This is a genomic window from Chitinophaga sp. YIM B06452 (assembly GCF_039655965.1).
Taxonomy (GTDB): domain Bacteria; phylum Bacteroidota; class Bacteroidia; order Chitinophagales; family Chitinophagaceae; genus Chitinophaga.
This window is the reverse complement of sequence record NZ_JAWLKY010000001.1, coordinates 58,520-83,127: the sequence shown is the minus strand read 5'-3', so window position 1 is coordinate 83,127 and position 24,608 is coordinate 58,520. Positions and strand designations below refer to the sequence as shown.

Below are 24,608 nucleotides of genomic sequence, written 5' to 3'. Positions count from 1 at the left end.
TTAGTAGTACTTTAAGACCGCTAACGAAATTTCTCCTTAAGAATGAAACACCACGTCAAAACCCTGCCGGTGCTCATAGCGCTGATGTTTGCCGCGCTTGCGGGAAATGGGCAGTCCGCGCCGGTTTATACGAAGTATGTGAACACTTTTATCGGCACCGCGCCGCTCACTGATCCGAAAATACTGGGTTATACATTACCGGAGGGCTGGCGGTCCTGGGCAGGGCTTACATTTCCCGGCAGCTCGCTGCCCAATGCCATGGTGCAGCTGAGCCCTATTACCGAGTACGGTTCCGGCGCGGGATATGAGTATGAAGATTCTGTTATCTATGGTTTTACGCATACGAACAAAGGCCACTGGAACCTTTGCAACATTCCCATCCTGCCGGTATCAAACCCAGGGGAGAAGCCAGGCTCCAGGTTTTCTCACAAAAAAGAAAGCGCCGCGCCCGGGTATTACCAGGTGTACCTGGAAGATTACAAAGTGAACGTAAAGCTCACCTCCACGCTCCGCTGCGGTTTCCATCAATATGAATACCAGGACGGGAAAAATAAACAGGTACTCTTCGACCTGGGCAGGGCGAACAACCGCGTGTCTGGCTGGAGCATTGAACAGGCGGGCGCTTCCGCACTGCAAGGTTACCAGCAGACGGGCGAGCGGATCTACTTTTATGCTATCCTGAACACGGAGATCGAAAAGCTGGAAAAGAAAGACGAAGGCCAGCGCACAGGCTCCGCCACCGTGCATTTGAAGGATGGCCGCAAAGGACCGGTGGAACTGAAGATCGGCCTGTCTTTCGTGAGCGCGGAAAATGCGCGGCAGAACCTTGAACAGGAGATCGGCGGCAAAACCTTCAGACAGGTGCGCAGCGAAGCCACCAGGACCTGGGAAACGCTGCTGTCGTCCATACAGGTGAAAGGCGGCACACCCAAACAAAAGGAGATGTTCTATTCCTGCCTCTACCGCTCATTCCTCTGGCCCGCCCTGCGCAGCGATGTGAACGGGGAATTTACCGATGCCTCCAGGAAAACAGCGAAGACCGGCTTCAACTACTATACCGAACCTTCCCTGTGGGATACTTACCGCAATAAAGACGTGCTGCTGAGTCTCATTTCACCCCGCGTTGCACTGGATGTGATCCGGTCCATGAAAGATGTAGGGGACAAAAAAGGTTTCATTCCCACGTTCTTCCACGGCGACCATGGCGCTTCCACCATTGCAGGCGCATACCTTCGGGGAATGGATGATTTTGATGTGAAAGGCACGTATGAAATATTGCTGAAGAACGCGAACACGCCCGGCGGCGCCCGCCCGCACATCCGCGAATACATGGAGAAGGGTTATATCTCCGATCCTGACATACCGAACCCGCACGTGGAAACCAAGGCCAAAGCAGGCGTTTCGAAAACACTGGAATATTCATACGATGATTATTCCCTCGCGCAGATGGCCAAAAAACTCGGCGACACGGCCAATTACAGGATACTGATGGCCCGTTCGAAAAATTATAAGAACATGTTCGACCCGTCCAGCCGCTTCATGCGCGGCAGGCTGGAAAACGGCGAATGGATAACGCCTTTCAACCCGCAATACCCGTATTACGAATACATGTACCGCGAAGCGAACGCCTGGCAGGTATCGTTCTTCGCGCCGCATGATATGAAAGGGCTGATTGAATTGTATGGCGGGGAAAAAGGGTTTGAATCCAAGCTGGATTCACTGTTCACATTGCCCTGGAATCCCAGGCACATTGCGCGCAACGTGGAAACGATGATAGGGCAGTATTGCCACGGCAACCAGCCGGACCATGAAGCGCCGTTTGCATATTATTTCATCGGCAAACCGCAAAAATCACAAAAGATAATTGACACCATTCTCAACAGCCTCTATGGCATCGGCGACGAAGGCCTGGCGCTCTGCGGTATGGATGATGCGGGTGAAATGTCCGCCTGGTATGTGTTCTGCGCTGCCGGCCTGTATACTTTCTCAGCTACCGATCCTGAATATATTGTAACCGTCCCGCTTTTTGACGAAGTGAAATGGAGGACCAGCACAGGTAAATTGCTGACCATCACCAAAACCGGGAAGGGAAGGGATCTTTCAGCTATTAACGTGAACGGGCAAACGAACAAAGGGTACTTCGTGCCGCACAGCCTGTTCAGAGAAGGAGGGAAGATAGAGATCGTGACAAAATAAAGTTCCTTCTTGCAGAAACGGGAGGCCTGTGCGTTTGCGCAGGCTTTCTTTTTTAGTCTTCCACGACCAGCTCATCCGCTTCCTGCTCAATGGATCGTGCAATGTAGGCGGACGTTTGCCGGGCGGCCTCCATTAAGGCTTCTTCTTTTGTTTTTCCTTCAAAAAAGAAATGAAGCAGGAACAATGCGAGGAAAGTATCTCCTGAACCGCCAAAGTTCCGCGACAGGTAAGGGTGATAGAACGAAAACCTTTTTTCGCCATACAGTTCCACCCCGATCTCTTCCGGGTTAGGCAGCATGCTGGTTACGACCAGCTCCGCTTCGGGGTAGCGCTGGCGGAATTGTTCGATATAAGCACCCGGGGCGCCTTCAGCGGCGGGATCGTTGCCAGTCAATATCTTTATTTCGGAGAGGTTGGGGAAAACCATGTCCGACAGGCGTATGAGCGCGGGCCATTTCTCCGCGATCTCCGCCGGTACGTACATCCGGCCATGGTCGCCGCAAACAGGATCGGTGACAATATACGCGATATGCGGCCGGTAGACGCGGACCAGGTCCGCCAGGATGTCCGCCTGTTCCGGCTTGCCGAGGTAGCCAATGTACAGGATGAGCCGCTGCCCGCGGAACACGGCCAGTTCGAACACTTCCGTGAGCAGCTTTTCGAAAGGCACATCCAGCTTGGTCACGCTTTTCATGTTCGTGAGCCCGCTCAGCACCACGCTGGGTACGGGCAATACCCGCGAACCCAGTATTTTGATCATGGCCTTGAGGCTTGCCGTGCCGTGCACTGCGAAACTGCCTGCCGCCAGTATTTTCAGAGTATGCATACAGGCTGCAAATTATGCATTCCGATCCTTAACAATAAGCTAAAAAACGAGACCTGATTATTTATTATTTTTGCCCGTTCCTTCCGGGTTTGTATGAGCAGGTGAAATTCGCGCCCATCGATGGAATGGGTCATTCAAATAAACGATAACGTATGACATGTAAGCATATTTTCGGCCTCTGCGGGATGCTACTCGCCGCTGCGACAGCCTTTTGCCAATCCGAGAAAAAGTTCCTCGTATGCGGCGACAGCAGGGTGCTGCTGGTGGATTATGACCGGTCGGAAGACAGCATCCCGGCAGTGACCTGGATGTGGGACGCCCGTGAGGCGGAAGACCTGCCCGAAGAATACCGCAGCCGCCTCTTCAATACCATGGACGATTGCAAAGCGATCAACAACGGGAAACAAATACTGGTTTCTTCTTCATCCGGCGCCATCGCGATCGTGAACCTGGACGGCAAAAAAGTGGTGTTCCACGCTGCCGTACCCAATGCGCATTCCATAGAATTGCTGCCCGGCAACCTCTTGGCGGCAGCTGCTTCCACGCATAAAGCAGGCAATAAGATCATGCTGTTCGATATCGCGCAGCCGGGGAAAGTATTGTATACGGACAGCCTGTATTCCGCCCACGGCCTGGTATGGGACGCGAAGAGGCAGAGCCTTTTTGCACTGGGTTATTCCGTATTGCGCGAGTACAAGATCGTTTCGCCGGAGGCCCTTCAACTGAAGAACGAGTGGACCATCCCCGGCATTGGCGGGCATGAGCTGCAACCCGCTCCCGGTGGCGATCACCTTTTTGTGACCGAGCATCACGGCTCATGGACGTTCGATATCGGCACTGGTAAGTTCAGCAAACGCAAGGGCCTGCCGGATGCCGAAAATATCAAAAGCCTCGGCCAGCTCAAGTCAGGCCAATACATCTTCACCGTCCCGGAGGAAAGCTGGTGGACGTTTCATGTGAAATTTTCCGCACCGGCACGTTCCTTTGCTTTCCCTGATTTACATGTTTATAAAGCGCGCTGGTTCATGAACTAGCGGATGTGGCCTATAACTGTTAACTGTTTCACTCTTTGCATTCCCCATCCTTCGCGGATGGGGAATTTTTTTTAAGGCTGCGCCCGCAGCCGTTCTATTTCCTTCGCCAGCGTTCTTTTTTCCGCCGCGGGCCTGGTGAGCGCAATGGCCTTTTGATAATGCCTGATCGCTTTGGCGGTGCTGATGCCGGTGTACAGGAAGCCCAGCAGGGAATGGTAGTAATTCAGGTGGCTGAGACCCAGCTTTTCCGCTTCCGGGATGGCCTGATGGTTGCCGTGCACCTTGGCAAAAGCGAAAGTGCGGTTCAGCGCGGTGATAGGGGAATATTCAAGGATGACCAGCTGGTTATACAGCTGCAGGATGTGCTTCCATTTGTCATGATCCGTGGGCGTGGTATGCCAGTAGGCGATGGCTGCTTCCAGGTGGTATTTGGAGATCTCGTTGGCAGAGCAGGCTTCTACGAGATAAAAATTGCCTTTTTCGATCAATTCTTTGCTCCAGCGGCTTTTATCCTGCTGCTCGAATAAAACGGCATCGCCCGCATCGTCTTCCCGCGCTTCGAGCCGGGAGCTTTGGTAGCAGATCAACGCCAGCAGGGCATTGGCTTTGGGGGTACCGGTGAGCGGGTTTTCGGTGAGGAAGAGCGCCAGCCGCATGGCTTCCGAGCAAAAGTCTTTACGGATCAGGTGATGCGCGGAACGGGAAGCGTAGCCTTCGTTGAACAACAGGTAGATGGTCCGTAATACCGTATCCAGCCTGGATTGTATGGCGGCAGCCTGCAATGGCCAGATCCCGGAACGGTCGTTGCGCAGGTTCGCCCTTGCCCTGGCCAGCCGCTTTTTGATGGTTTCCGTCTTTGAAAGAAAGGCCCCGGCGATCTCTTCCACGCTGAAGCCGCAAAGCACCTGGAGCGCCAGGCAGATCTGTGCTTCGGTGGAATTGGCCGGATTGCAAACGGCGAAGATCATCGCCAGCTGGCTGTCTGTAATGGTTTGTTCTGTAAAGTCGACTTCCGGCGCCGTTTCCAGCCCGTCCACACCCAGCGCCGGCTTTATCTGTGTTTCGAACAGGGAATGCCGTTTGAAGTGATCCCTTGCATGGTTCTTCGCGACAGTATAAAGCCAGGCAGTGGGATTGGGCGGCGCGCCGCTGCGGCTCCAATGTTCGGCCGCTTTCAGGAAGGTATCACTCACTATGTCTTCCGCGGTCTCAATATGCTGCAGCCCAAAATGACGGCACAATACGGCCGTCATTTTAGCGTATTCCAGCCTGAAGAGGCGGGGCAGTAATTCCTGGTGAGGCGAAGGTTTTTCTTCCATGGCCTCAGCCTTTTTCTTCCGGCGTTAAGATGGCCCGCACTTCAATGTTGCCACCCATTTTGAGGATGGGATTCTTTTTGGCTATGTCCACCGCTTCCTCGATAGTGTCCGTTTTTACGATCACATAGCCGAGGATGAACTCTTTGATCTCGGTGTAAGGCCCATCGGTCACCACATCATCAGGCCGCACGGTTTTGGCGATACTGCCGGACAGCCTGTTGCCTTTGTCTGCCAGCTTGTTCTGCGCGGCAATGCCGGCCATCCAGTTCATTCTTTCCTGCATTTGCTCGGGCGTGGGCGCAGGATGTGACGTGTCGCTGTTCCTGAAGATCAGAAGGAAATCTCTCATCGTGTAATATTTTATGGTTTCATAGTCTTAACGATCGGCGTTGAGGAAGGGGGACAAAGGCATGAAAGATTTTTTTCAAAAATCAAAAAAAAAACGCTTGACTCTAACCTTACGTCATACCCTACCTTTGTTTTGCAATCTAAAACAAGCATTCCATTATGGCGCAATATGCAGTAAAAAAACTGGCGGAAATGGCTGGTGTAAGCGTGCGCACGCTGCATCACTACGACAGGATCGGTTTGTTGCAGCCCTCTGTGCGCACAGGGGCGGGTTACCGGCTATATGGTGAAAAAGAACTGCTGCGGCTCCAGCAGATACTTTTTTACAAGGAAATGGACTTTGAACTGAAGACTATCGCGGGGCTGCTGGACGACGCTGATTTTGACATGGTAGCGGCGCTTCACCACCATAAACAAAACCTGCTGCAACGGAAAGAGCGCATTGCCACACTGCTGGAAACGCTTGACAAAACAATTGATCACCTTCAAAACAAACAAAAAATGAAACCAGAAGACCTTTATAAAGGACTACCGAAAGAACAGGCGGAGGCCTGGCGGAAAGAAGCCATGGAGCGCTGGCCGGACCAGGTGAAACATTCCGAAGAACAGCTGCTTAAAATGAACGTGGAGGAGTTCGAAACACTCGGAAAAGACTTCGCCGCCAACTGGGAGCAGCTGGCCGCCATGGCGGATAAAGACCCTCACAGTCCTGAAGTGCAGCGGCTCATTGCTGATCATTATCATCTCATCCGGCAATTCTGGGGCAAGCCTGAAGGCGATATCGCGGCTTACAAAGGCCTGGGCGACCTGTATGTTGCGGATGAGCGGTATACTGCCGGTAAACCTGCGTTTGGCTTATTCCTGCAAAAGGCGATGCATTATTTTGCGGACAGGCTTGGATAAAAATCCCGGTCTGGAAAGCCCGTCATTGCAAAGATGGGCTTTCTTTATAAAATCATTCCTTCAACCGCAACACATTCGCCCCCGGCGGGTCTTCCATTTTCCGCTCCAGCATTTTATCGTGCACCGTTATGAGTATTTCCACTGAACCCGTGCCTACAACGGCGCCCAGCATATGGCCGCCGTACGCTTTGAATTCCCTGTCTGTCACCACACCATGAGCATGGATGGATACCTTGCCTTGTTGCCAGGCGATGGAACCGCGCATGCTGGCCAGTTCCACGTTATTGAATTCCTTCGGTTCATATTCTTTTGTCTGGAAGTTGAAGAAACCGAATCGGGCGTTTACAAAGCCCATTCCCGCGAAATTCGCGGAAGGGATCTTCTCCTTTACGGCCAGTGACTCCAGCTGCGCCAGCACGTCGTCTCCCTGCCGCAGCACCATCAGGTAGCCGGCGGGAACTTTGATGTAACGGGGAATAGTATCCATGGCATTGTTTTGTGCGGCTGCTTTGCTGATGAACAGGCAAAGGAGTAAAATCGCAATGACCTTCTTCATGATCAGCGGGTTTGTTCCCTTTTTAGCGCGCACGCGCCGTGCCAGAAAAACTACAGTGTGGATCCACGCCTGATCAGCTCCGAAGGTATCACCATATTCAGCCCGGCGGGGTCGGTGTTCTTTTTTTCGAGCAGTTTCAGCAATGCGGCCGCAGCGGCTTTGCCCATTTCAAAGGCAGGCTGGGTGACGGTTGTAAGCGAAGGATATAACATAGCAGCAATGCCGAGGTTGGAGAAGCATACCAGTTTTACGTCTGCGGGCATGGCCAGCGGCAGTTCCGCGCACACCTGGTATACCAGTGTGGCGAGCTTTTCCACGGAAGCCAGTATGCCGTCCGGCCGGTCCGGCCGTTGCAGCATTTCCCGGATAATGGTATAATTTTCCCCGGCTGAGGCGGAGCAATAGGTTTCATGCACGGGTAATCCCTCTTCTTCCATGGCCTTGCGGTAGCCGGCCATCCGGTCGTTGCTGATAGACAGCCTGCTGGAAACCCCGAGGAAAGCGATGTGCCGGCAACCCTGTTCTATCAGGTGCAGCGTGGCTTTGTAGCCGCTTTCAAAATCATCCGTCACGATCCGCGCGGCGCTTACGTCCTTCAGCGCGCGGTCAAAAAATACGACGGGCACGTCCCTGGTAATAAGCTCCTGTATGTGGCTGCCGTTGGCCGTTTCGCTGGAAACGGACATCAGCACGCCGTCTACCCGGCCGCTCTGGAACTCTTTCAGGATGGCCTGCTCATGTTCGTAGTTCTCATGCGTGAGGCAGATCAGCACATGGTATCCCTTTACCTTCGCCACACTTTCAATGCCGTTGATGGCCTGCGAAAAAAAGCTGTCTGCCACCTCGGGGATCACGATGGCTATATTCCGGCTCTTTTTGCCCCGCAAGCTGCTGGCGTAGGGATTTGGCGTATAATTTAGCCTGGCCGCCAGTTCCAGCACCCGGTGCTTCGTTTCATCACTGATCTCATAACTGTCCCGGAGAGCCTTCGAAATAGTCGAAACGGAAAGGTTCAGTTCCTGCGCCAGCGCCTTGATATTGATCTGTTTCATTGGTTGATAAGTCCTTACGTTGCTAAATTAGCCTTTAATACGGTATTATAACGAAACCGGTTTCGTAAATAAAGGCGCGGAGTGATATGAAAATCCTCAAAAATGACCGAAATTATAGTGTTCAACTTATCAATAATTTACAAAATACTTGCCATGGCAACAACTCAAAATTCCACTTTTACAGCCAGGGAGATTAACCCGCTTAACAGCCTCGATGAATGGGAGGACGCGGTACTGAAACGTTATCCTGACCCGGACAGCATTGCCACCGATAAATCCACGGATGAATACAGGAATTATGATTCCCCCCAGAGAGACACCGTAAAAGAATTCTACCGGCTCAATCACACGTATCAAACCTACGGGTTTGTTCAGCAGAAAAGAGCGGACTACTTAAAATTTGATAAAAAAGAAATGCCGGTATGGCAGGCCTTCGACTTCCTTAACCAACTGGTAGACGACTCAGACCCGGATACCGACCTGGACCAGTTCCAGCACCTGCTGCAAACCTCCGAAGCCATCCGTAAAGACGGCCACCCGGACTGGATGGTGCTGGTAGGCCTGATGCACGACATGGGCAAAGTGCTTTGTCTCTTCGGCGAGCCGCAATGGGCCGTGGTGGGAGACACTTTCCCGGTGGGCGTGCAGTATTCAGACAAAGTAGTATATCCCGAGTTCTTCAAAAACAATCCCGATTACAACAATCCTGAATACCAGTCGCCCACCGGCGTGTACAAAGAAGGTTGCGGGTTGAGGAACGTGCATATGTCGTGGGGGCACGACGAATACGTATACCAGATGATGAAGGACCACCTGCCGGAACAGGGCCTGTACATGCTCCGGTATCACTCTTTCTACGCCTGGCACCGCGAAGGCGCCTACAGCCAGTTGCTGGACGATCACGACCGTGAAATGCTGCGCTGGGTGAAGCTTTTCAATCCATACGACCTGTATTCCAAGAACCCCACGCCGCCGGATTGGAAGCAGTTAAGGCCTTATTATGAGGACCTGGTGGCGAAATACCTGCCCTCCACGTTAAAATTCTGATACTTCCGCTAAGTACGCTCCAACTTCAGTAATTTCCCGCAGTGTAACGGCCCGTATGTCCGTTCCTGCGGGAAATTTTTAAGCTAACCTTGCCTTCACTATATGAATAAACTGCATACAGCTGATTACATCGTATTTTTCATTTATTTCATTGCCGTCGCCGCTTACGGTTATTACATCTACCATAAAAAGAAATCCGCTTCCACTGATTCCAAGGACTTTTTCCTGGCGGAGGGATCGCTTACCTGGTGGGCGATCGGGGCGTCGCTGATCGCATCCAATATTTCGGCGGAGCATTTCATTGGCATGTCCGGCTCAGGCTTTGCGCTGGGGCTGGCCATTTCCACCTATGAATGGATGGCCGCCGCCACGCTCATCATCGTGGCCGTGGTGTTCATCCCGCTATACCTGAAGAACAAGATCTACACCATGCCGCAGTTCCTCGCCAAACGGTACAACGACAAGGTGAGCACGGTGATGGCCGTATTCTGGCTGCTGGTATATGTTTTCGTGAACCTTACCTCCATCATTTACCTGGGTGCGCTGGCTATTGCGTCCATTTCCACGATCTCGTTTGAATGGTGCATTGCCGGGCTGAGCATTTTCGCGGTGTTGGTAACGCTCGGCGGCATGAAGGTGATCGGGTATACAGACGTGGTGCAGGTGCTGGTGCTGATCCTCGGCGGGCTGGTCACTACCTACCTTGCGCTGGACCTGCTGGCGGAGCGTTTTGGCTATGGCGGCGATATCCTGAAAGGATTGGGCGTACTGCGGAAAGAAGCGCCTTCGCACTTTCATATGATCTTCGACAAGAGCAATCCCTATTATAAAGACCTTCCCGGCCTTTCCGTGCTCATCGGCGGCATGTGGATCAACAACCTGGCTTACTGGGGCTGCAACCAGTACATCACGCAACGCGCGCTGGGAGCGGATCTTAAAACAGCGCGCAACGGCATCCTGTTCGCCGCTTTCCTGAAGCTGCTGGTGCCGGTGATCGCCGTGCTGCCGGGTATCGTAATGTTCGTGCTGCACAAGAACGGGATGTTCCACGAGGAAATGCAGGGCGTGGTGGAAGGTGTGAAGAAAGTGAAGCCGGACCATGCTTATCCCACCCTTATGAACCTGCTGCCGCCCGGTCTGAAGGGTGTAGCGTTTGCCGCGCTCACTGCCGCTATCGTGGCTTCGCTGGCAGGAAAGGCGAACAGTATCTCCACGATCTTTTCGCTGGATATTTACAGGAAATTCTTCAATAAGAACGCTTCCGAACAAAAACTGGTAAGCGTGGGTAAATACGCTGTGATCATATCCATGTTCATTGCCGCGGTGGTGGCCCCGGCCCTCCGTTCGCTGGACCAGGCGTACCAGTTCATCCAGGAGTATGTCGGGTTTATTTCCCCCGGCGTGCTGGCCATCTTCCTGATGGGTTTCTTTTGGAAGCGCACCACCGCGGGCGCCGCGCTTACCGGCGCTTTGCTTACCATTCCCATTTCAACCGTGCTGAAATTCCTGCCGGTATGGACCGGCGGGGCTTTCCCGGATTATCCTTTCCTGGACCGCATGTCTATCACCTTTGTGCTGCTCATTATCGTGATGATCATTATCAGCCTCACCAAACCGAGGCCGGAAGGCGAGCCGCCGATCGTGATCGACCGGTCGCTGTTCCGGGTGACGCCGGGTTTCATAGTGGCGTCCGTGATCATTTGCGGGATATTGGCGGCTTTGTATACGGTGTTCTGGTAGGGGGAAACCGGATAATGCGGAGATTAAGTGGCGTAATCTCCGCATAAATTGCGTAGAATATCTTATCTAATCTCCGCATATTTTGCAGAGATTAACTTGTTTATGCGAAGAATAATCTATATATTCACCGCATAAGATGCGTAGAATGTATATCCATCAGCTAAAACAATGGCCTGATTTCCAGTGGGATAATGCCAAAATTGCTTCACTGCTGAGCAATGTCCGGCATCGCCAGGGGCGGCTATTGGGCCGGATGGAGGGATTGGGTTTTGACCTGAAGGAAGAAGCAACGCTTCGTACCCTGACGATGGACGTTCTGAAATCCAGCGAGATTGAAGGTGAGATGTTAAACCCCGACCAGGTACGCTCTTCCATCGCGCGGCGTTTAGGCATGGACGTAGCTGGCCTTATTCCGGCAGACAGGAACGTGGAAGGCGTTGTTGAAATGATGCTTGATGCCACACAACGATACACTGCTCCGCTTACGGACGATCGTCTTTTCGGTTGGCATGCCTCTTTATTTCCGGCAGGCCGTAGTGGCATGTATAAGATCGTGACTGGCGCCTGGCGGAATAATAAAAGGGATGATCCTATGCAGATCATTTCCGGCGCCATGGGCCGTGAAAAAGTGCATTTTCAGGCACCCGATTCCGATAAGCTCGGCAGTGAAATGAAGAAATTCCTTCGTTGGTTTAATGCAGCAGGAAATATTGACCCGGTGCTGAAAGCCGCTGTTGCACATCTCTGGTTTGTTACCATCCATCCGTTTGGTGACGGTAACGGGCGTATAGCAAGGGCTATTACCGATATGCTGCTGGCCCGCGCCGATGGAAGTGTACAGCGTTTTTACAGTATGTCCGCACAGATCAGGATAGAACGGAACGGCTATTATGATATTCTTGAGCGAACCCAAAAAGATACACTGGACATAACAGCCTGGATCGTATGGTTCCTCGAATGCCTGGAACGCGCCATCGGCGCAACGGATGTAACCCTTGCTGCAGTAATGAGAAAAGCGAAGTTCTGGGAAATTGCTGCAACGCAAACCCTGAACGAAAGACAAAAGCTGATGCTGAATAAATTGCTGGACGGTTTCATTGGCAAGCTGACTTCCTCCAAATGGGCAACCATCACCAAAACCTCGCAGGATACGGCGATACGCGATATTCAGGACTTGGTAGGGAAAGGGCTTTTACGGAAAGAAGATGCGGGGGGCAGAAGCACCAGCTATATCCTGAACGAATAATAAAAATCCCGTTATTCCACCTTCCGGTCCGCATGCCCGAGGCTTTTGCCCGGGTTCACCAGGTCGCGCACACGCTGTTTTAATTCTTTCACTTCGGGAAAATGCCCGTCCCGCTTGCGGTCAAAAATGATCTGGTCGTTCAGCGATACTTGATAACTTCCGGCTATTTCGGAGGGTTTCAGCGTAACGCCGCTCAGGTCTTCCTCGAAAGTGACCAGCAGTTCCTGTGCCATATAAGCCGCGCGAAGCAGCCAGCCGCATTTAGGGCAGTAAGAAATTGTTATTCCGGGTTTCATCCGTTAATGTTTGTCTTTTAAACATAAATGTACACCCGTTCGCGGGCGTTTGCATCCCTCCCATAAAAAAGCGTTATAAAAAAGTTAAAACCCCGCATTTATTGTGTAACTTAAGTACGGATAATATTCCCAAAACGACTGAAATTCTGCTGATTGTCTGTTTAACTCAAAAGGGGAGCATGCTTCTGTAGTAAAGCATTTGAGAGCTGCCGGCATATCAACCAAAAGTGATTCCAAAATCAAACATGCGCACATGCAATTAAAGGTTTACGCCTGTGACGCCGGGAAGTGGCGCCTAAAACTCCCGGTCTTGTTTATCCTGTTACTGCTTGCAGCATCTACACCTGCTGACGCTTTTGCAACGGAAACCACAGCTTATCAGGATTCTGTACCTTCTTCCCTGATCCGGGGCAGGGTCACCGACGCGGATGAAAAAATACCGCTCCCCGGCGTGACCGTGGAAAATCTCGTGAACCGTAAAGGCATCCTCACGGATGTGAACGGTAATTTTGCGCTCGCCGGCAAAACGGGAGACAGCATCCGTTTTTCCTACCTCGGTAAAAAAGTGCAGGTGGTCACTTACCGCGGGCAACCGCTGAACATCCAGCTGGAGCAGGCTGGCGGCGTATTGTCTGAAGTAGTGGTGACCGGCTTCCAGGACCTGGACAAAAGAAAATTCTCCGGCGCCGCCGTTACCCTCAAGGGCGACGATGTGAAGATCGACGGGGTGGCCGATCTGAGCCGCATGCTGGAAGGCCGCGCTGCCGGCGTTTCCGTGCAGAACGTATCCAGCTCATTCGGCGCCGCGCCCAAGCTCCGCATCAGGGGCGCCACTTCTATCCATGGCGACAATAAACCGCTTTGGGTGGTGGATGGCGTGGTGCTGGAAGAGATCATCAATATTTCCAACGACCAGCTTTCCAGCGGGGACCCAACCACCTTGCTGGGCTCCGCCGTGGCCGGCCTGAATGCCAACGACATTGAGAGCTACGCAATATTGAAAGACGCCGCGGCCACCGCGCTCTACGGCGCCAGGGCCATGAATGGCGTGGTGGTGATCACCACCAAAAAAGGACGCGTGGGTAAACCACTCGTGTCGTACACCGGCAATTTCAGCACCATGCTGAAACCTTCCTACGCCGATTACAGCATTATGAATTCTTCCCAGCAGATGTCCGTACTCGCGGAACTGTACAGGAAAGGCGCCCTGGAGCCGAATATCCTGGACCGGGCGGATAACGGCGTGTTCGGCAAAATGTACGAGCTTATGCTGGCGGACCAGAACGGCAATTTCCCCGTTCCCAACACACCGGAAGGCCGCGCAGCTTTCCTGAAAAGGTACGCAGCCGCCAATACGGACTGGTTCGACCTGCTGTTCCGCAACAACTTTGTGCAGGAACATTCCCTCAGCGTTTCCTTCGGTACCGATAAATCACAGTCCTATTTCTCCACGAGTTATTATGGCGACAATGGCTGGACGGTGGCCGACCGGGTGAACCGTTACACACTCAATTTCCGCAACAACTATAATTTCTCCGACCGCCTCACCGTGGGTTTCTCCGCTCTCGCTTCCGTAAGGCAGCAACGTGCGCCGGGTTCGCTCACCAGGCAGGAGAACCCGGTGGAAGGGCAGTACGACAGGGACTTCGATATCAACCCTTTCAGCTACGCCCTCAATGCCAGCCGTACCATGACGGCCTATGACGAGAACGGCGAGCGGGAATATTTCCGCCGCAACTTCGCACCTTTCAACATCCTCACCGAACTGGAAAATAATTATCTCAATATCAATGTGTCGGACCTCCGCCTGCAGGGCGACCTGAAATATAAGTTCACGCCCGCGCTCACTTTCGAATTCGTAGGAGCAGTGCGTTACGTGAAATCCAGCATGGAGCACCAGATCACGGAAAGGGCCAACATGGCCAATGCGTACCGCGCTGCGGGCAATGCCACGATCAGGGAAAACAACCGTTTCCTCTACCGCGATCCCGATAATCCCGAAGCGGACCCCGTGGTAGTGCTGCCTTACGGCGGTTTTTACAACAGGACGGAAGACCAGCTGGTGAGCTATGATTTCAGGAACAGCCTTTCCTTCATCAAAACCTTCAACAACATCCACTCCGTAAACCTCCTGGCCGGTATGCAGGTGAAATCCGCGGACCGGCAGAAGGCGAGCAATACCGGTTTCGGTTATCAATACGACAATGGCGGGGTGCCCTTCATAGATTACCGCATCGTGAAGCAAACCATCGAGAGCAATTTCCCGTATTATGGTATGAGTAAGGACTGGGACCGGTTTGTGGCATTCTATGGCTCGGCAGGTTACACCTTCAGGCAGCGTTACAACTTTACCGGTACGGTCCGTTACGACGGTTCCAACAGGCTGGGCAAAAGCACCACCGCCCGCTGGCTGCCCACCTGGAGCCTTGCAGCCTCCTGGAATGCGGACAGGGAACCATTCATGCAGAACCTGTCGTGGGTAGATTACCTGACAGTAAGAGCATCTTACGGCCTCACGGCCAGTATGGGCCCCGCAACTAATTCCAGCATTGTGCTTCGCAATATCAACACTACCCGTCCATATTTTACCGAAGTGGAATCCGTGATCAGGCTGGCTAACCTGGAAAACTCCGAGCTTACCTGGGAAAAGGCCTACACGGCCAATGCCGGGCTGGACTTTGGTTTGTTCAAGAATAAACTAAACGTAAGCCTCGACGGGTATATCCGCCAGAGCTTCGACCTCATCAGCATTATCCGCACTTCCGGCATCGGCGGGGAAGCGGAGAAAGCCGCCAACTATGCAGACATGGATTCGTGGGGCGCGGAACTGATGGTAGGCGGGCCGGTGATCACCCGCAGGAACTGGGGCTGGAGAACCAATGTCACTTTCAGCTACAACGAAAACGAGATCACCAGCGACAGGAGCCGCCCGCAGATATTCAACATGGTGCAGGCTGAAGGCGGCAACCGCCAGGGATTCCCGGTACGCAGCCTGTTTTCCCTGCAATTCAAAGGGCTTGACCGCTACAACGGCGCTCCGCTGTTCGTCAACGAAAAAGGAGAGACCAGCGAAGGCGTTTACCTGCAGGACAGGGATATCAGCCACCTCGTATACGAAGGCCCGGTAGACCCCACCCTGACCGGCGGCTGGTCCAACACCTTCAACTATAAAAACCTGTCGCTGAACATCTTCGTTACCGCACAGGGCGGCAACAAGATCAGGCTGTACCCTGCATTCAAGACTGCCTACTCCGACCTCGATGCCACGCCCAAGGAATACCTGGACCGCTGGCTGATGCCGGGGGATGAAAAAGTGACGATCGTGCCTTCCATCCTGGGTGGCCTGGAGCAGTCGCGGCTGAACGGTGAATACCCTTACAACAACTACAACTATTCAACCGCGCGGGTGGCCAGCGGCGCTTTCCTGCGGCTCAAGACCGTATCGCTCACCTATGCGTTCCAGCCTGCGCTGCTCAACAGGATCGGGCTGAACAGCGCGAGCGTTTCCGGGGCCGCTATCAATCCCTGGCTGATATTGTCTGATGATAAACTGAGAGGGCAGGACCCGGAATTCTTCAATACCGGCGGCGTGGCGCTGCCTGTGCAGAAACAATTTACGCTAACCCTGAAAGTGGGCATTTAATTGAACTGACATGAAAAGACTGCTGATATACACAAGCATTTGCCTCGCGGTGGCCGCGGCCGGTTGTAAAAAATACCTGGAGCAGCCGCCGGATATGCGGGCCGAACTGAACACCCCGGAACAGGTGTCGCGCCTGCTGGGCACGGCTTACCCGCAGGCCAATTACATGGCCTTTACCGAAGGCCAGTCCGACAACGTGGCCGACAAAGCGGGAGGCGTCATCGAAAACATCAATACCGATCCCTTCCAGTTCCGTGATGTGAGAGACGACCAGGAAGATTCCCCGGAGTATTACTGGAATGCATGCTACGAAGCCATCGCGGCTGCCAACCTCGCCATCCAGGTTTGCGATAAAGCGCCAGATCCTGAGAATTACCGTTCGCAGAAAGGGGAAGCGCTCATTGCAAGGGCCTACGCGCATTTTATGCTGGTCACCTTTTTCTCTGAGACCTACGATCCTGCCACGGCGGCTACCAGCCCGGGCATACCGTATGTAACCGAACCGGAGAATGTGGTGATCAAACAATATGACCGGAAAACAGTGGCGTATGTGTACGAAATGATAGAAAAGGACCTGTTGACGGGGATCCCGATGCTGGACAACAAACGTTACAGCGTTCCTGCGTATCACTTCACTACTGCGGCTGCCTACGCGTTTGCCGCACGTTTTTATCTCTTCAAGCAGGACTGGACAAAGGTGGTGACCTATGCCACGCTTGTATTCCCGGACAACAACATCACCCCGTTGCTGCGCCCCTGGAATACCACGTATAGAACAATGACCTACCTGGAACTGTTTGCCGTTTATGCGAAAGCCACCGAGCCGGCTAACCTGCTGCTGGTGGAAACGCCTTCCGTGTATGGCCGTTATTATTTCAGGTTCCGTTACGCACTTAATCCCGCCAAACGCAACGAGATACTGGGCCCCAATGTAACCGGGGGGAACTGGGTATTCAGGAACCAGACCTTCACCAGCGGCGGCTCCGAAAACCTCCTGATCCCTAAAGTAAATGAATACTTCGTGCGCTCCACTGTGAACGCCGGCATTGGTACCGCTTATGTAATGGTACCGCTGTTCACCGCCGAAGAAGTATTGTTCAACCGCGCGGAAGCATATACTTACCTGAACAACACGAGCGCTGCCATCAGTGACCTGAACACTTACGCCGCCACGCGCATCGTCGATTATAATCCCGGCGCCCACGCCGTTACAGCTACCAAGGTGCGGAACTTTTACGGCACCAATAATTTACAGACTGCGCTGATACGCACCATTCTCGATTTTAAACGGGCTGAATATGTACAGGAAGGCATGCGCTGGTTCGACATCCTCCGCTACCGCATACCCGTAACGCACGTGGTGGCAAACGGTGGGGGGACATTCAACCTCACCGGCAACGATCCGCGCAGGCTGTTCCAGATACCGTCTTCCGCGGCGATCTCCGGCGTACCGGGCAACCCACGTTAACAACACAAGGCACAAACTTTAAAAGCACAAACATGCATATGAAGCATATCAACATATTGACCTTCCTCCTTCTCTGCTGCGCGCTGGCCGCCTGCAGGAGGGACGAAAAGCTGGATGATGTGAACGACATCCCCGGCCTGGGCGGAGACACCTGGGCGCCCGGCCCCATAGACATCTGGATCAAAGACAGTCTTACCACGCCGCTGAACGTTGCCGTGAAATATAAATGGGACCAGGGTGAGCTGGATTATACCCACACGCTGGTGCCGCCCAAAGAAGAAAAGATCATCCCTGTGCTGAGCACCATCCGCCGGGCCTGGCTCAAACCTTACGAAGCCGAAGCAGGAGAGTTGTTCGTGAAACGGTATGTTCCCAAATTCTTCGTGCTGGTAGGCAGTGCCAGTTACAATACAGACGGCACTATTACCCTTGGTACCGCGGAAGGCGGCCGGAAGATAGTATTGTATGTGCTGAATGACTTCCGCACCAAATCGATGGCCGGTTATGTGCCTACTGATTCTTTCGGCGTAAAGCAGATGTTCCATACCATCGAGCATGAGTTCGGACACATCCTGCACCAGAACGCCATGTACCCCGACGAATACAAACGCATATCGGTCGGCATGTACACCTCCAACTGGAATAACGTATCCGATGCCGATGCTAGGGCAGACGGTTTTGTGACCGCTTATGCCATGAGCGCGCCTGATGAAGATTTCGTGGAAATGATCGCTATGATGCTGGTGGAAGGCAAACAGGGCTTCGATAACCTGGTGAACAGCATTACGCAGCCCGGTCCCGGCGGCACAACGCCCGGGCAGGCCAAAGCGCGGCTGCGGCAGAAAGAGGCCATCGTAGTGAAATATTTTGCAGAGGCCTGGAAGATCAATTTCTACAGCCTGCAAACCCGCACCAGGACCGCCATCGATGCGCTGACACGGTAATTATTCCTTTACGGATAACATTCAACAGATGAAACGAATTATAACATATCTATTACCCGCGTTACTGGCCTTCTCTTCCTGCCGGAAGGACAATAATGATTCTGTGTTTCCCGGCACTACGGACGAGCGGATCAACAAGACCCTCAGCGAATACCAGACTGCCCTGGAAGGCGCGCAGTTCGGCTGGAATGCCCGGCTTACAACGGCTGCCGGCAGCATCTATAATTTCCACTTCAGCTTCAACAACGCAAACCGCGTGCTGATGTTCGGCGATATAGACACGCTCACCGCATCAGAACGGAAAGAAAGCAGCTACCGCCTCAAAGCACTGCAGCAGCCCGCGCTGATCTTCGATACTTATTCCTATCTCCATATTCTTGCAGACCCGGATGGTTCTGTAAATGGCGGTACACCCGGCGAAGGGCTGAATTCAGATTTCGAGTTTTCGCTGGACTCGCTGGCGGCAGACAGCATCAAACTCACCGGCCGCTTCAAAGGCAGCAAGCTGGTGCTGAAAAGGTCTACCCAGCAGGATCTGCAGACCTGGCAGAACGGACAATGGAAAAATGTATTGCTGTTTGAAGACCTCAGCGCGCGCATCCTCAATTATTTCAAACGCCTTCACTACGGCGCCACGCAATATGAAATACAGGTAAACAAAACGGAGAGAACAGTGACCTTCACCTGGAGGGACGGCGCAGGCACAGCTCACCAGCACACCACGGGCTATGTTGTCAACAACACCGGCATACAGCTGACCAACCCGCTGGTAAACGGCGCGAGCACCATCAACTCTTTTTCAAATTTTAGCTGGAATGCCGGCGCTTCCGCCTTCACGATGAACGTGAACGGTGCTACGCCTTCCACGATAGCCGGTGCCATCGCGCCCGTGGTGTTAGATGTGCAGGCGCCTTCGCGCTGGTGGAACTTTGTGGCACAGCAAGACAGCTACTGGGCTACGCTCAACGGCTTCCATGTAAACGGTGTGGACGATGCCTTTAAGCTGCATGATATCTCCAATTTCATGTTCCTCGTATTCTGGCCCCGTTTCGGTGATGCGGGCGGCGGGCTGATATACGACCTGGCAGGATGGGTGTACAACTCCGGCGGAACCGCGTCTATCGAATTTGGTGCGGCATTCGAGCCGCCCACCTTCACCAACGGGAAAGTGATCTTCAGCTGGTTGGGCACGCTCGGCGATGTGCCGCCTGAAGCGGAAGACCCATATGTCAATACCGCCATTCAATGGAGCGACCCGCTTGGTTATTACCTGGTGCAAACCAGCCCGACTACCTACGACATGGTGAGCGCGCGTGACGCTAAGGCCTGGATCACCTGGGAATATTGATCAGACAACTGTTTACGAAATACCAATTATTAATAACTAAAATTAACTGTTATGAAATGGATGACACCCCGCATAGTATACGTCCTCATGATGTTTGTTGCTGTTATCGCTGTTTCCTGCTCGAAAGACGGTGATACCGGTCCTGCCGGCCCCGCTGGTCCTGCAGGTCCTGCTGGTCCCGCTGGTCCTGCCGGTCCCAATGGCCCTGCCGGCACCGCGAATGTGATCTACTCCGCCTGGATGGATGTGGCATTTGTTCCTGAAAAAGATCCTGACACCGGCGATACGCTGGCCTTCACGGCAACCATCACCGCGCCGAAACTGACCAAAGAGATCGTCAACTCCGGCGAGATAAAAGTATATTTCAACTGGGGTACAGCTGCCGCGCCGGAAGTGGACCCGCTGCCGCTGTTCGATATCTACATCGGCGGAGGCCTGAGCTGCACCACCACTTTCTACGAAGGGGAAATATTCATGATCTCCAACTTCGACCTCAGCTCACGTAACAATACCGCAGGCGCAAGAGTGTTCCAGTTCCGTTACATCCTGATACCCGGCGGCACCACCGCCCGCCAGGCCGTTAACTGGAACGACTACAAAGCTGTGAAAGCCTACCTGGGCCTGAAGGACTGATCATTTGTTTTCAGCAACCCTGCTATAAAACCTGGAAAAAGAAAAGCCGTGTGGACGATGGTCCGTGCGGCTTTTTCATTGCTTTCAAATTATCACGCCCGCCTTCTTTTTTTGTGCAGAACGGCCGGAATAGTATATTGCCGTATGAACACTGCTTTTGAGACAACAGCATCCTTCGCGCAGGGAAGGGATGCTGCTGATGTATTGAACGGGTTTAAGTCCCGCTTCCACTTCCCGCAGCACAACGGGAAAGACAGCATTTATTTTTGCGGCAATTCACTCGGTTTACAGGCACGTTCTGTGGCCGGGGCTATTCAGCAGGAGCTGGAAGACTGGCAGAACATGGCCGTGGAAGGGTATTTCCGCGCGCGCAATCCCTGGCTGTATTACCAGTACAACTTCAGCGAAACCCTGGCAGGCATGATGGGATGCGGCGAAGATGAAGTAACGGTGATGAATACACTTACGGTGAACCTGCACCTGGTCATGCAAAGTTTTTACCGGCCAAACAAGCAGCGCTACCGCATCCTGATGGAAGCAGGCGCTTTCCCTTCCGACCAGTATGCGCTGGAAACGCTCGTGCGCCTGCACGGCTTTGATCCTGAAGACGCGATCGTTGAAGTGCATCCACGGGAAGGAGAGAAGCTGCTGCATACGGAAGATATTTTATCCGCCATTCACCGCCACCGCGATTCCCTCGCTGTAGTGCTGATGGGCGGCATCAATTATTACACCGGCCAGTTCTACGATATGCCCGCCATTACGGCAGCAGCCCACGAAGCCGGCGCTTACGCCGGCTGGGACCTCGCGCATGTGGCCGGCAATATTCCTTTGCAACTGCACAGCTGGAATGTGGATTTTGCCGTTTGGTGCTCCTATAAATACCTGAACGCCGGCCCCGGCGCGGCCGGCGGGCTTTACGTGCATGAGCGCTTCGGCAGCGATCCGCAATTCCCGCGGCTTGGCGGCTGGTGGGGTAATGACGAAAAGACGCGTTTCAAAATGGAAAAAGGTTTCATTCCCCGCAACGGCGCTGCCGGTTGGCAGATCAGCACTGCGCAGGTGTTCAACATGGTTGCGCTGAAAGCCTCCCTGGAACTGTTCCGCGAAGCGGGTATTGAACGGCTGAGAGAAAAAAGCATACAGCTCACCGCCTACCTGGAGTTTTTGCTGGGGCAAACGCAACTGCCTTTCGAGGTGATCACGCCGAAAGATCCGCAGCAACGGGGTGCGCAGCTGTCATTGTTTTTCCCGCAGAACGGCAAGGCCATTCAAACGCGCATGATGGAAAACGGGATCATCTGCGACTACCGCGAACCCGGTGTGATCCGCCTGGCGCCTGCGCCACTGTACTGTTCTTATACAGACGTATACCGTTTTTACGAAGTATTACAAACTTTCTGATATGGCCAATTCACCGAAAACCTGGCTGGCACTCGGCGATTCCTATACGATCGGCGAAGGCGTACCGCTGCACGACAGTTATCCTTACCAGGCCCTGCAGCTGCTGCGGGCCAATGGCAAACAGTTCCATGCGCCGGAGATCATCGCCAAAACAGGATGGACGACGGACGAGCTGATCGCGCACCTGCTGCATAACACGCGCCTGCAGCCGTCTTACGATTATGTAACGCTGCTGATCGGTGTAAACAACCAATACCGCGGCATGAGTGAAGCAGACTACGCTTCAACATTTGAGTGGCTGGCGAAAAAGGCGCTGGAGCTTACGGCGGCGCAGAATGTAACCGTGATCAGCATTCCCGACTGGGGCGTTACGCCGTTTGCAAAAGACCGCGATGCTGCGGCCATCGCTGCGGCCATCGACCGGTTCAATAACATTAACCGGGAAATAAGCGCTGCGATGAATTTCAATTACGCGGACATCACGCCTGTGTACCGCGAAACGGGCGGCAGGCCTGAGAGTTTGGTGGAAGATCAGTTGCATCCTTCAGCGAAGGTGTATGCATATTGGGCGGAGCAGGTGAGTGGTTTCCTGAGAAAATAAGTGTATGCGTCTCATATAGTAAATAAGAATATTCCAAATTCTGGCGGACAAAATTTAATTTACATGTAACACCAAAACATGTTTTTTATGCCAAGAATTTCAACAACAAACGTTCAGCCTCCATCGGATGCGAATGCCGGGAAACGGCCGGCCGGCGCTGGAAAGATGGACGGTCCGGAGTTTTTTTATTTATTGACAATGGCCAGTTCGATGGCAATCGGCGCAATGATAATGACTGATGTTTTTGTGGCGTCTCCGCTTGCGAAAGCGATAGCGCATCCTGTTTGGTCGGAGTTTGTAAATAAGGCGCTGCAGGTGGCGGCTTTGATCGGCGGTGGATGCCTGGGATATTTTTCCGAGGTAAAAAAAATGAGAGAAAAAGTGAGGTGAGTGTTTGTTGTAACCCATTAAATTGTTTGTTAACATGCCAGACCTGAATAAGCTTTACCCGGCATCGGCTTTTTTCTTTACGCTGCTCGTGCTTGCAATTATCATTCTCCGGCAGAGACGCTGCGACCGGGCGGATATGGGCATATTGGCCGGCACATTCATCGCAGGCGGAAATATCCCGGTGGCATTTTTCTTCTGTTATTATGCCTTTGATCCAGACCCATGGGAAGTGATATCCAAAACAAAGCTGGCCGGTTGCGAAAGATATCTTTCCTTCGCGGGGATGATGATGTTGTACCTGAGTTTTACAACTATCTGGGGCAATATTCTTAGCGCCTATAAGTTGCCGGCTGATCCCTGATCATACTTCCCACCCGGCAAATTATTGTTAATCAGTTTTTTACAGGCATTTTACCATGAAAGGGCACTTCCATGCGGCGTGTCATTTTGATATACTTAGAAATATCCTACATTTGCACTCCTGTCCCGGGCCGAACCGGGATCATCGTTGAATGCGATCCCTGTACGAAGTGGCCTCCGGGTTCCCAATACAGGGTTTTACTATCTTTATGGAACAGATATATTTCACCGGGCAAAATAAATATCGACCATTACCTGGTGCAATACTTTAACCTTTTTAAAACTGTATATGCAATTTCTGGATTTTGAAAAACCAATTGCTGATCTGTACGAACAACTGGAGAAACTGAGAGAGAACGGTGAAAAATCCGGTGTGGATGTTTCCGCTACGGTAAAGGAGTACGAACAAAAAATCACTGACACCCAACAACAGATCTATAACAATCTCACCAGCTGGCAGAAAGTGCAGCTGAGCCGCCATCCGGACCGGCCGTATACGCTGGAATACATCGAGCGCATGACCACTAATTTCGTGGAGCTGCATGGCGACCGGAATGTGAAAGACGATAAGGCGATGGTAGGCGGGTTTGCAGACCTGGACGGCGAAACCGTTATGTTTATCGGGCAGCAGAAAGGCATCAACACCAAAATGCGCCAGATACGTAACTTCGGCATGGCCAACCCGGAAGGTTACCGCAAGGCCCTCCGCCTTATGAAGCTGGCCGAAAGGTTCAACAAACCGATCATCACCCTTATCGATACGCCAGGCGCATATCCCGGCCTTGAAGCGGAAGAGCGCGGCCAGGGCGAAGCCATTGCCCGCAATCTTTTTGAAATGGTGAAGCTCCGCGTGCCCGTGATCTGCGTGATCATCGGCGAAGGCGCTTCCGGCGGGGCGCTCGGCATTGGCATCGGCGACAGGATCTTTATGCTGGAAAACAGCTGGTACACTGTTATCTCCCCTGAAAACTGCTCCACCATCCTCTGGAGAAGCTGGAATTTCAAGGAAAAAGCGGCGGAAGAGCTGAAGCTTACTTCCGGCTACATGAGCCAGTTCGGACTGGTAGACGGGGTGATCAAAGAACCCATCGGCGGCGCGCATTCCAACCATGAGGAAATGGCAGCCATCCTGAAGGAAAAACTCAAGGCCACGCTGGCTGAACTGAAGCCGGTAGACGCGGATACGCGCATCGAGCAACGGATTGAGAAATTCTCCAATATGGGCTTTTTTGAAGAGCGCTGATAAAATAACAG

22 protein-coding genes are annotated in these 24,608 nt (G+C 52.9%); 16 read left to right on the top strand and 6 right to left on the bottom strand.

Features of this window, described 5'->3' with window-relative positions:
• Positions 1-42 precede the first annotated feature (42 nt).
• Positions 43-2,196: a GH92 family glycosyl hydrolase gene (locus tag R3I13_RS00280; protein WP_346315900.1), complete on the top strand. Its 2,154-nt coding sequence runs from the start codon at positions 43-45 to the stop codon at positions 2,194-2,196.
• 52 nt (positions 2,197-2,248) lie between these two features.
• Here R3I13_RS00280 and R3I13_RS00275 read toward each other — a convergent pair whose 3' ends face one another.
• Positions 2,249-3,022, bottom strand: a complete 774-nt coding sequence (locus tag R3I13_RS00275) for a bifunctional hydroxymethylpyrimidine kinase/phosphomethylpyrimidine kinase (protein ID WP_346315899.1) — start codon at positions 3,020-3,022, stop codon at positions 2,249-2,251.
• 152 nt (positions 3,023-3,174) lie between these two features.
• Between R3I13_RS00275 and R3I13_RS00270 the strand changes: the two genes are divergently transcribed.
• Entirely contained in the window at positions 3,175-4,056 is an 882-nt protein-coding gene (locus R3I13_RS00270; RefSeq protein WP_346315898.1) for a DUF6528 family protein, read from the top strand.
• Between the two features lie 71 nt (positions 4,057-4,127).
• Here R3I13_RS00270 and R3I13_RS00265 read toward each other — a convergent pair whose 3' ends face one another.
• Positions 4,128-5,375, bottom strand: coding sequence for a DUF6596 domain-containing protein (locus R3I13_RS00265; protein WP_346315897.1), 1,248 nt, complete (start codon positions 5,373-5,375; stop codon positions 4,128-4,130).
• Between the two features lie 4 nt (positions 5,376-5,379).
• A complete protein-coding gene (locus tag R3I13_RS00260) occupies positions 5,380-5,724 on the bottom strand; it encodes a YciI family protein (protein WP_346315896.1) in 345 nt (114 codons plus the stop codon).
• Positions 5,725-5,882: 158 nt separating this feature from the next.
• Here R3I13_RS00260 and R3I13_RS00255 point away from each other — a divergent pair, with 158 nt between their 5' ends.
• A complete protein-coding gene (locus R3I13_RS00255) occupies positions 5,883-6,626 on the top strand; it encodes a MerR family transcriptional regulator (RefSeq protein WP_346315895.1) in 744 nt (247 codons plus the stop codon).
• Between the two features lie 52 nt (positions 6,627-6,678).
• On the opposite strand, the gene R3I13_RS00250 is transcribed toward R3I13_RS00255, so the two are convergent.
• On the bottom strand, positions 6,679-7,182 hold the full coding sequence (locus tag R3I13_RS00250; RefSeq protein WP_346315894.1) for a PPC domain-containing DNA-binding protein: 504 nt from the start codon (positions 7,180-7,182) through the stop codon (positions 6,679-6,681).
• Positions 7,183-7,232: 50 nt separating this feature from the next.
• Entirely contained in the window at positions 7,233-8,234 is a 1,002-nt protein-coding gene (locus R3I13_RS00245; protein ID WP_346315893.1) for a LacI family DNA-binding transcriptional regulator, read from the bottom strand.
• A gap of 153 nt (positions 8,235-8,387) precedes the next feature.
• Between R3I13_RS00245 and R3I13_RS00240 the strand changes: the two genes are divergently transcribed.
• The 3 genes from R3I13_RS00240 to R3I13_RS00230 all read left to right on the top strand — a co-directional run bounded on the left by R3I13_RS00240 (position 8,388) and on the right by R3I13_RS00230 (position 12,267).
• Positions 8,388-9,281 (top strand): inositol oxygenase family protein, encoded by an 894-nt coding sequence (locus tag R3I13_RS00240; RefSeq protein WP_346315892.1) that lies wholly within the window; start codon positions 8,388-8,390, stop codon positions 9,279-9,281.
• Between the two features lie 102 nt (positions 9,282-9,383).
• Positions 9,384-11,021 (top strand): sodium/sugar symporter, encoded by a 1,638-nt coding sequence (locus R3I13_RS00235; RefSeq protein WP_346315891.1) that lies wholly within the window; start codon positions 9,384-9,386, stop codon positions 11,019-11,021.
• Between the two features lie 136 nt (positions 11,022-11,157).
• Entirely contained in the window at positions 11,158-12,267 is a 1,110-nt protein-coding gene (locus R3I13_RS00230; RefSeq protein ID WP_346315890.1) for a Fic family protein, read from the top strand.
• An 11-nt stretch (positions 12,268-12,278) separates the two neighbouring features.
• Here the strand turns inward: R3I13_RS00230 and R3I13_RS00225 are convergent, their stop codons facing one another.
• Complete coding sequence (locus R3I13_RS00225) at positions 12,279-12,563, bottom strand: SelT/SelW/SelH family protein (RefSeq protein ID WP_346315889.1); 285 nt, start codon at positions 12,561-12,563, stop codon at positions 12,279-12,281.
• 310 nt (positions 12,564-12,873) lie between these two features.
• On the opposite strand from R3I13_RS00225, the gene R3I13_RS00220 reads away from it, so the two are divergent.
• The 10 genes from R3I13_RS00220 (at position 12,874) to R3I13_RS00175 (ending at position 24,597) form a co-directional block, all read left to right on the top strand.
• Entirely contained in the window at positions 12,874-16,206 is a 3,333-nt protein-coding gene (locus R3I13_RS00220; RefSeq protein WP_346315888.1) for a SusC/RagA family TonB-linked outer membrane protein, read from the top strand.
• A 10-nt stretch (positions 16,207-16,216) separates the two neighbouring features.
• A complete protein-coding gene (locus R3I13_RS00215) occupies positions 16,217-17,674 on the top strand; it encodes a RagB/SusD family nutrient uptake outer membrane protein (RefSeq protein ID WP_346315887.1) in 1,458 nt (485 codons plus the stop codon).
• A 38-nt stretch (positions 17,675-17,712) separates the two neighbouring features.
• On the top strand, positions 17,713-18,618 hold the full coding sequence (locus tag R3I13_RS00210; protein WP_346315886.1) for a putative zinc-binding metallopeptidase: 906 nt from the start codon (positions 17,713-17,715) through the stop codon (positions 18,616-18,618).
• Positions 18,619-18,646: 28 nt separating this feature from the next.
• Positions 18,647-19,966, top strand: coding sequence for a DUF4302 domain-containing protein (locus R3I13_RS00205; protein ID WP_346315885.1), 1,320 nt, complete (start codon positions 18,647-18,649; stop codon positions 19,964-19,966).
• A 51-nt stretch (positions 19,967-20,017) separates the two neighbouring features.
• Entirely contained in the window at positions 20,018-20,599 is a 582-nt protein-coding gene (locus R3I13_RS00200) for a hypothetical protein (protein WP_346315884.1), read from the top strand.
• A 144-nt stretch (positions 20,600-20,743) separates the two neighbouring features.
• Complete coding sequence (gene kynU / locus R3I13_RS00195; protein WP_346315883.1) at positions 20,744-22,003, top strand: kynureninase; 1,260 nt, start codon at positions 20,744-20,746, stop codon at positions 22,001-22,003.
• Position 22,004: 1 nt separating this feature from the next.
• Positions 22,005-22,604 (top strand): GDSL-type esterase/lipase family protein, encoded by a 600-nt coding sequence (locus R3I13_RS00190; protein WP_346315882.1) that lies wholly within the window; start codon positions 22,005-22,007, stop codon positions 22,602-22,604.
• A gap of 87 nt (positions 22,605-22,691) precedes the next feature.
• Positions 22,692-22,994: a hypothetical protein gene (locus R3I13_RS00185; protein WP_346315881.1), complete on the top strand. Its 303-nt coding sequence runs from the start codon at positions 22,692-22,694 to the stop codon at positions 22,992-22,994.
• A 34-nt stretch (positions 22,995-23,028) separates the two neighbouring features.
• Positions 23,029-23,355, top strand: a complete 327-nt coding sequence (locus R3I13_RS00180; protein ID WP_346315880.1) for a hypothetical protein — start codon at positions 23,029-23,031, stop codon at positions 23,353-23,355.
• A gap of 282 nt (positions 23,356-23,637) precedes the next feature.
• Positions 23,638-24,597 (top strand): acetyl-CoA carboxylase carboxyltransferase subunit alpha, encoded by a 960-nt coding sequence (locus tag R3I13_RS00175; RefSeq protein WP_346317731.1) that lies wholly within the window; start codon positions 23,638-23,640, stop codon positions 24,595-24,597.
• Positions 24,598-24,608 lie beyond the last annotated feature (11 nt).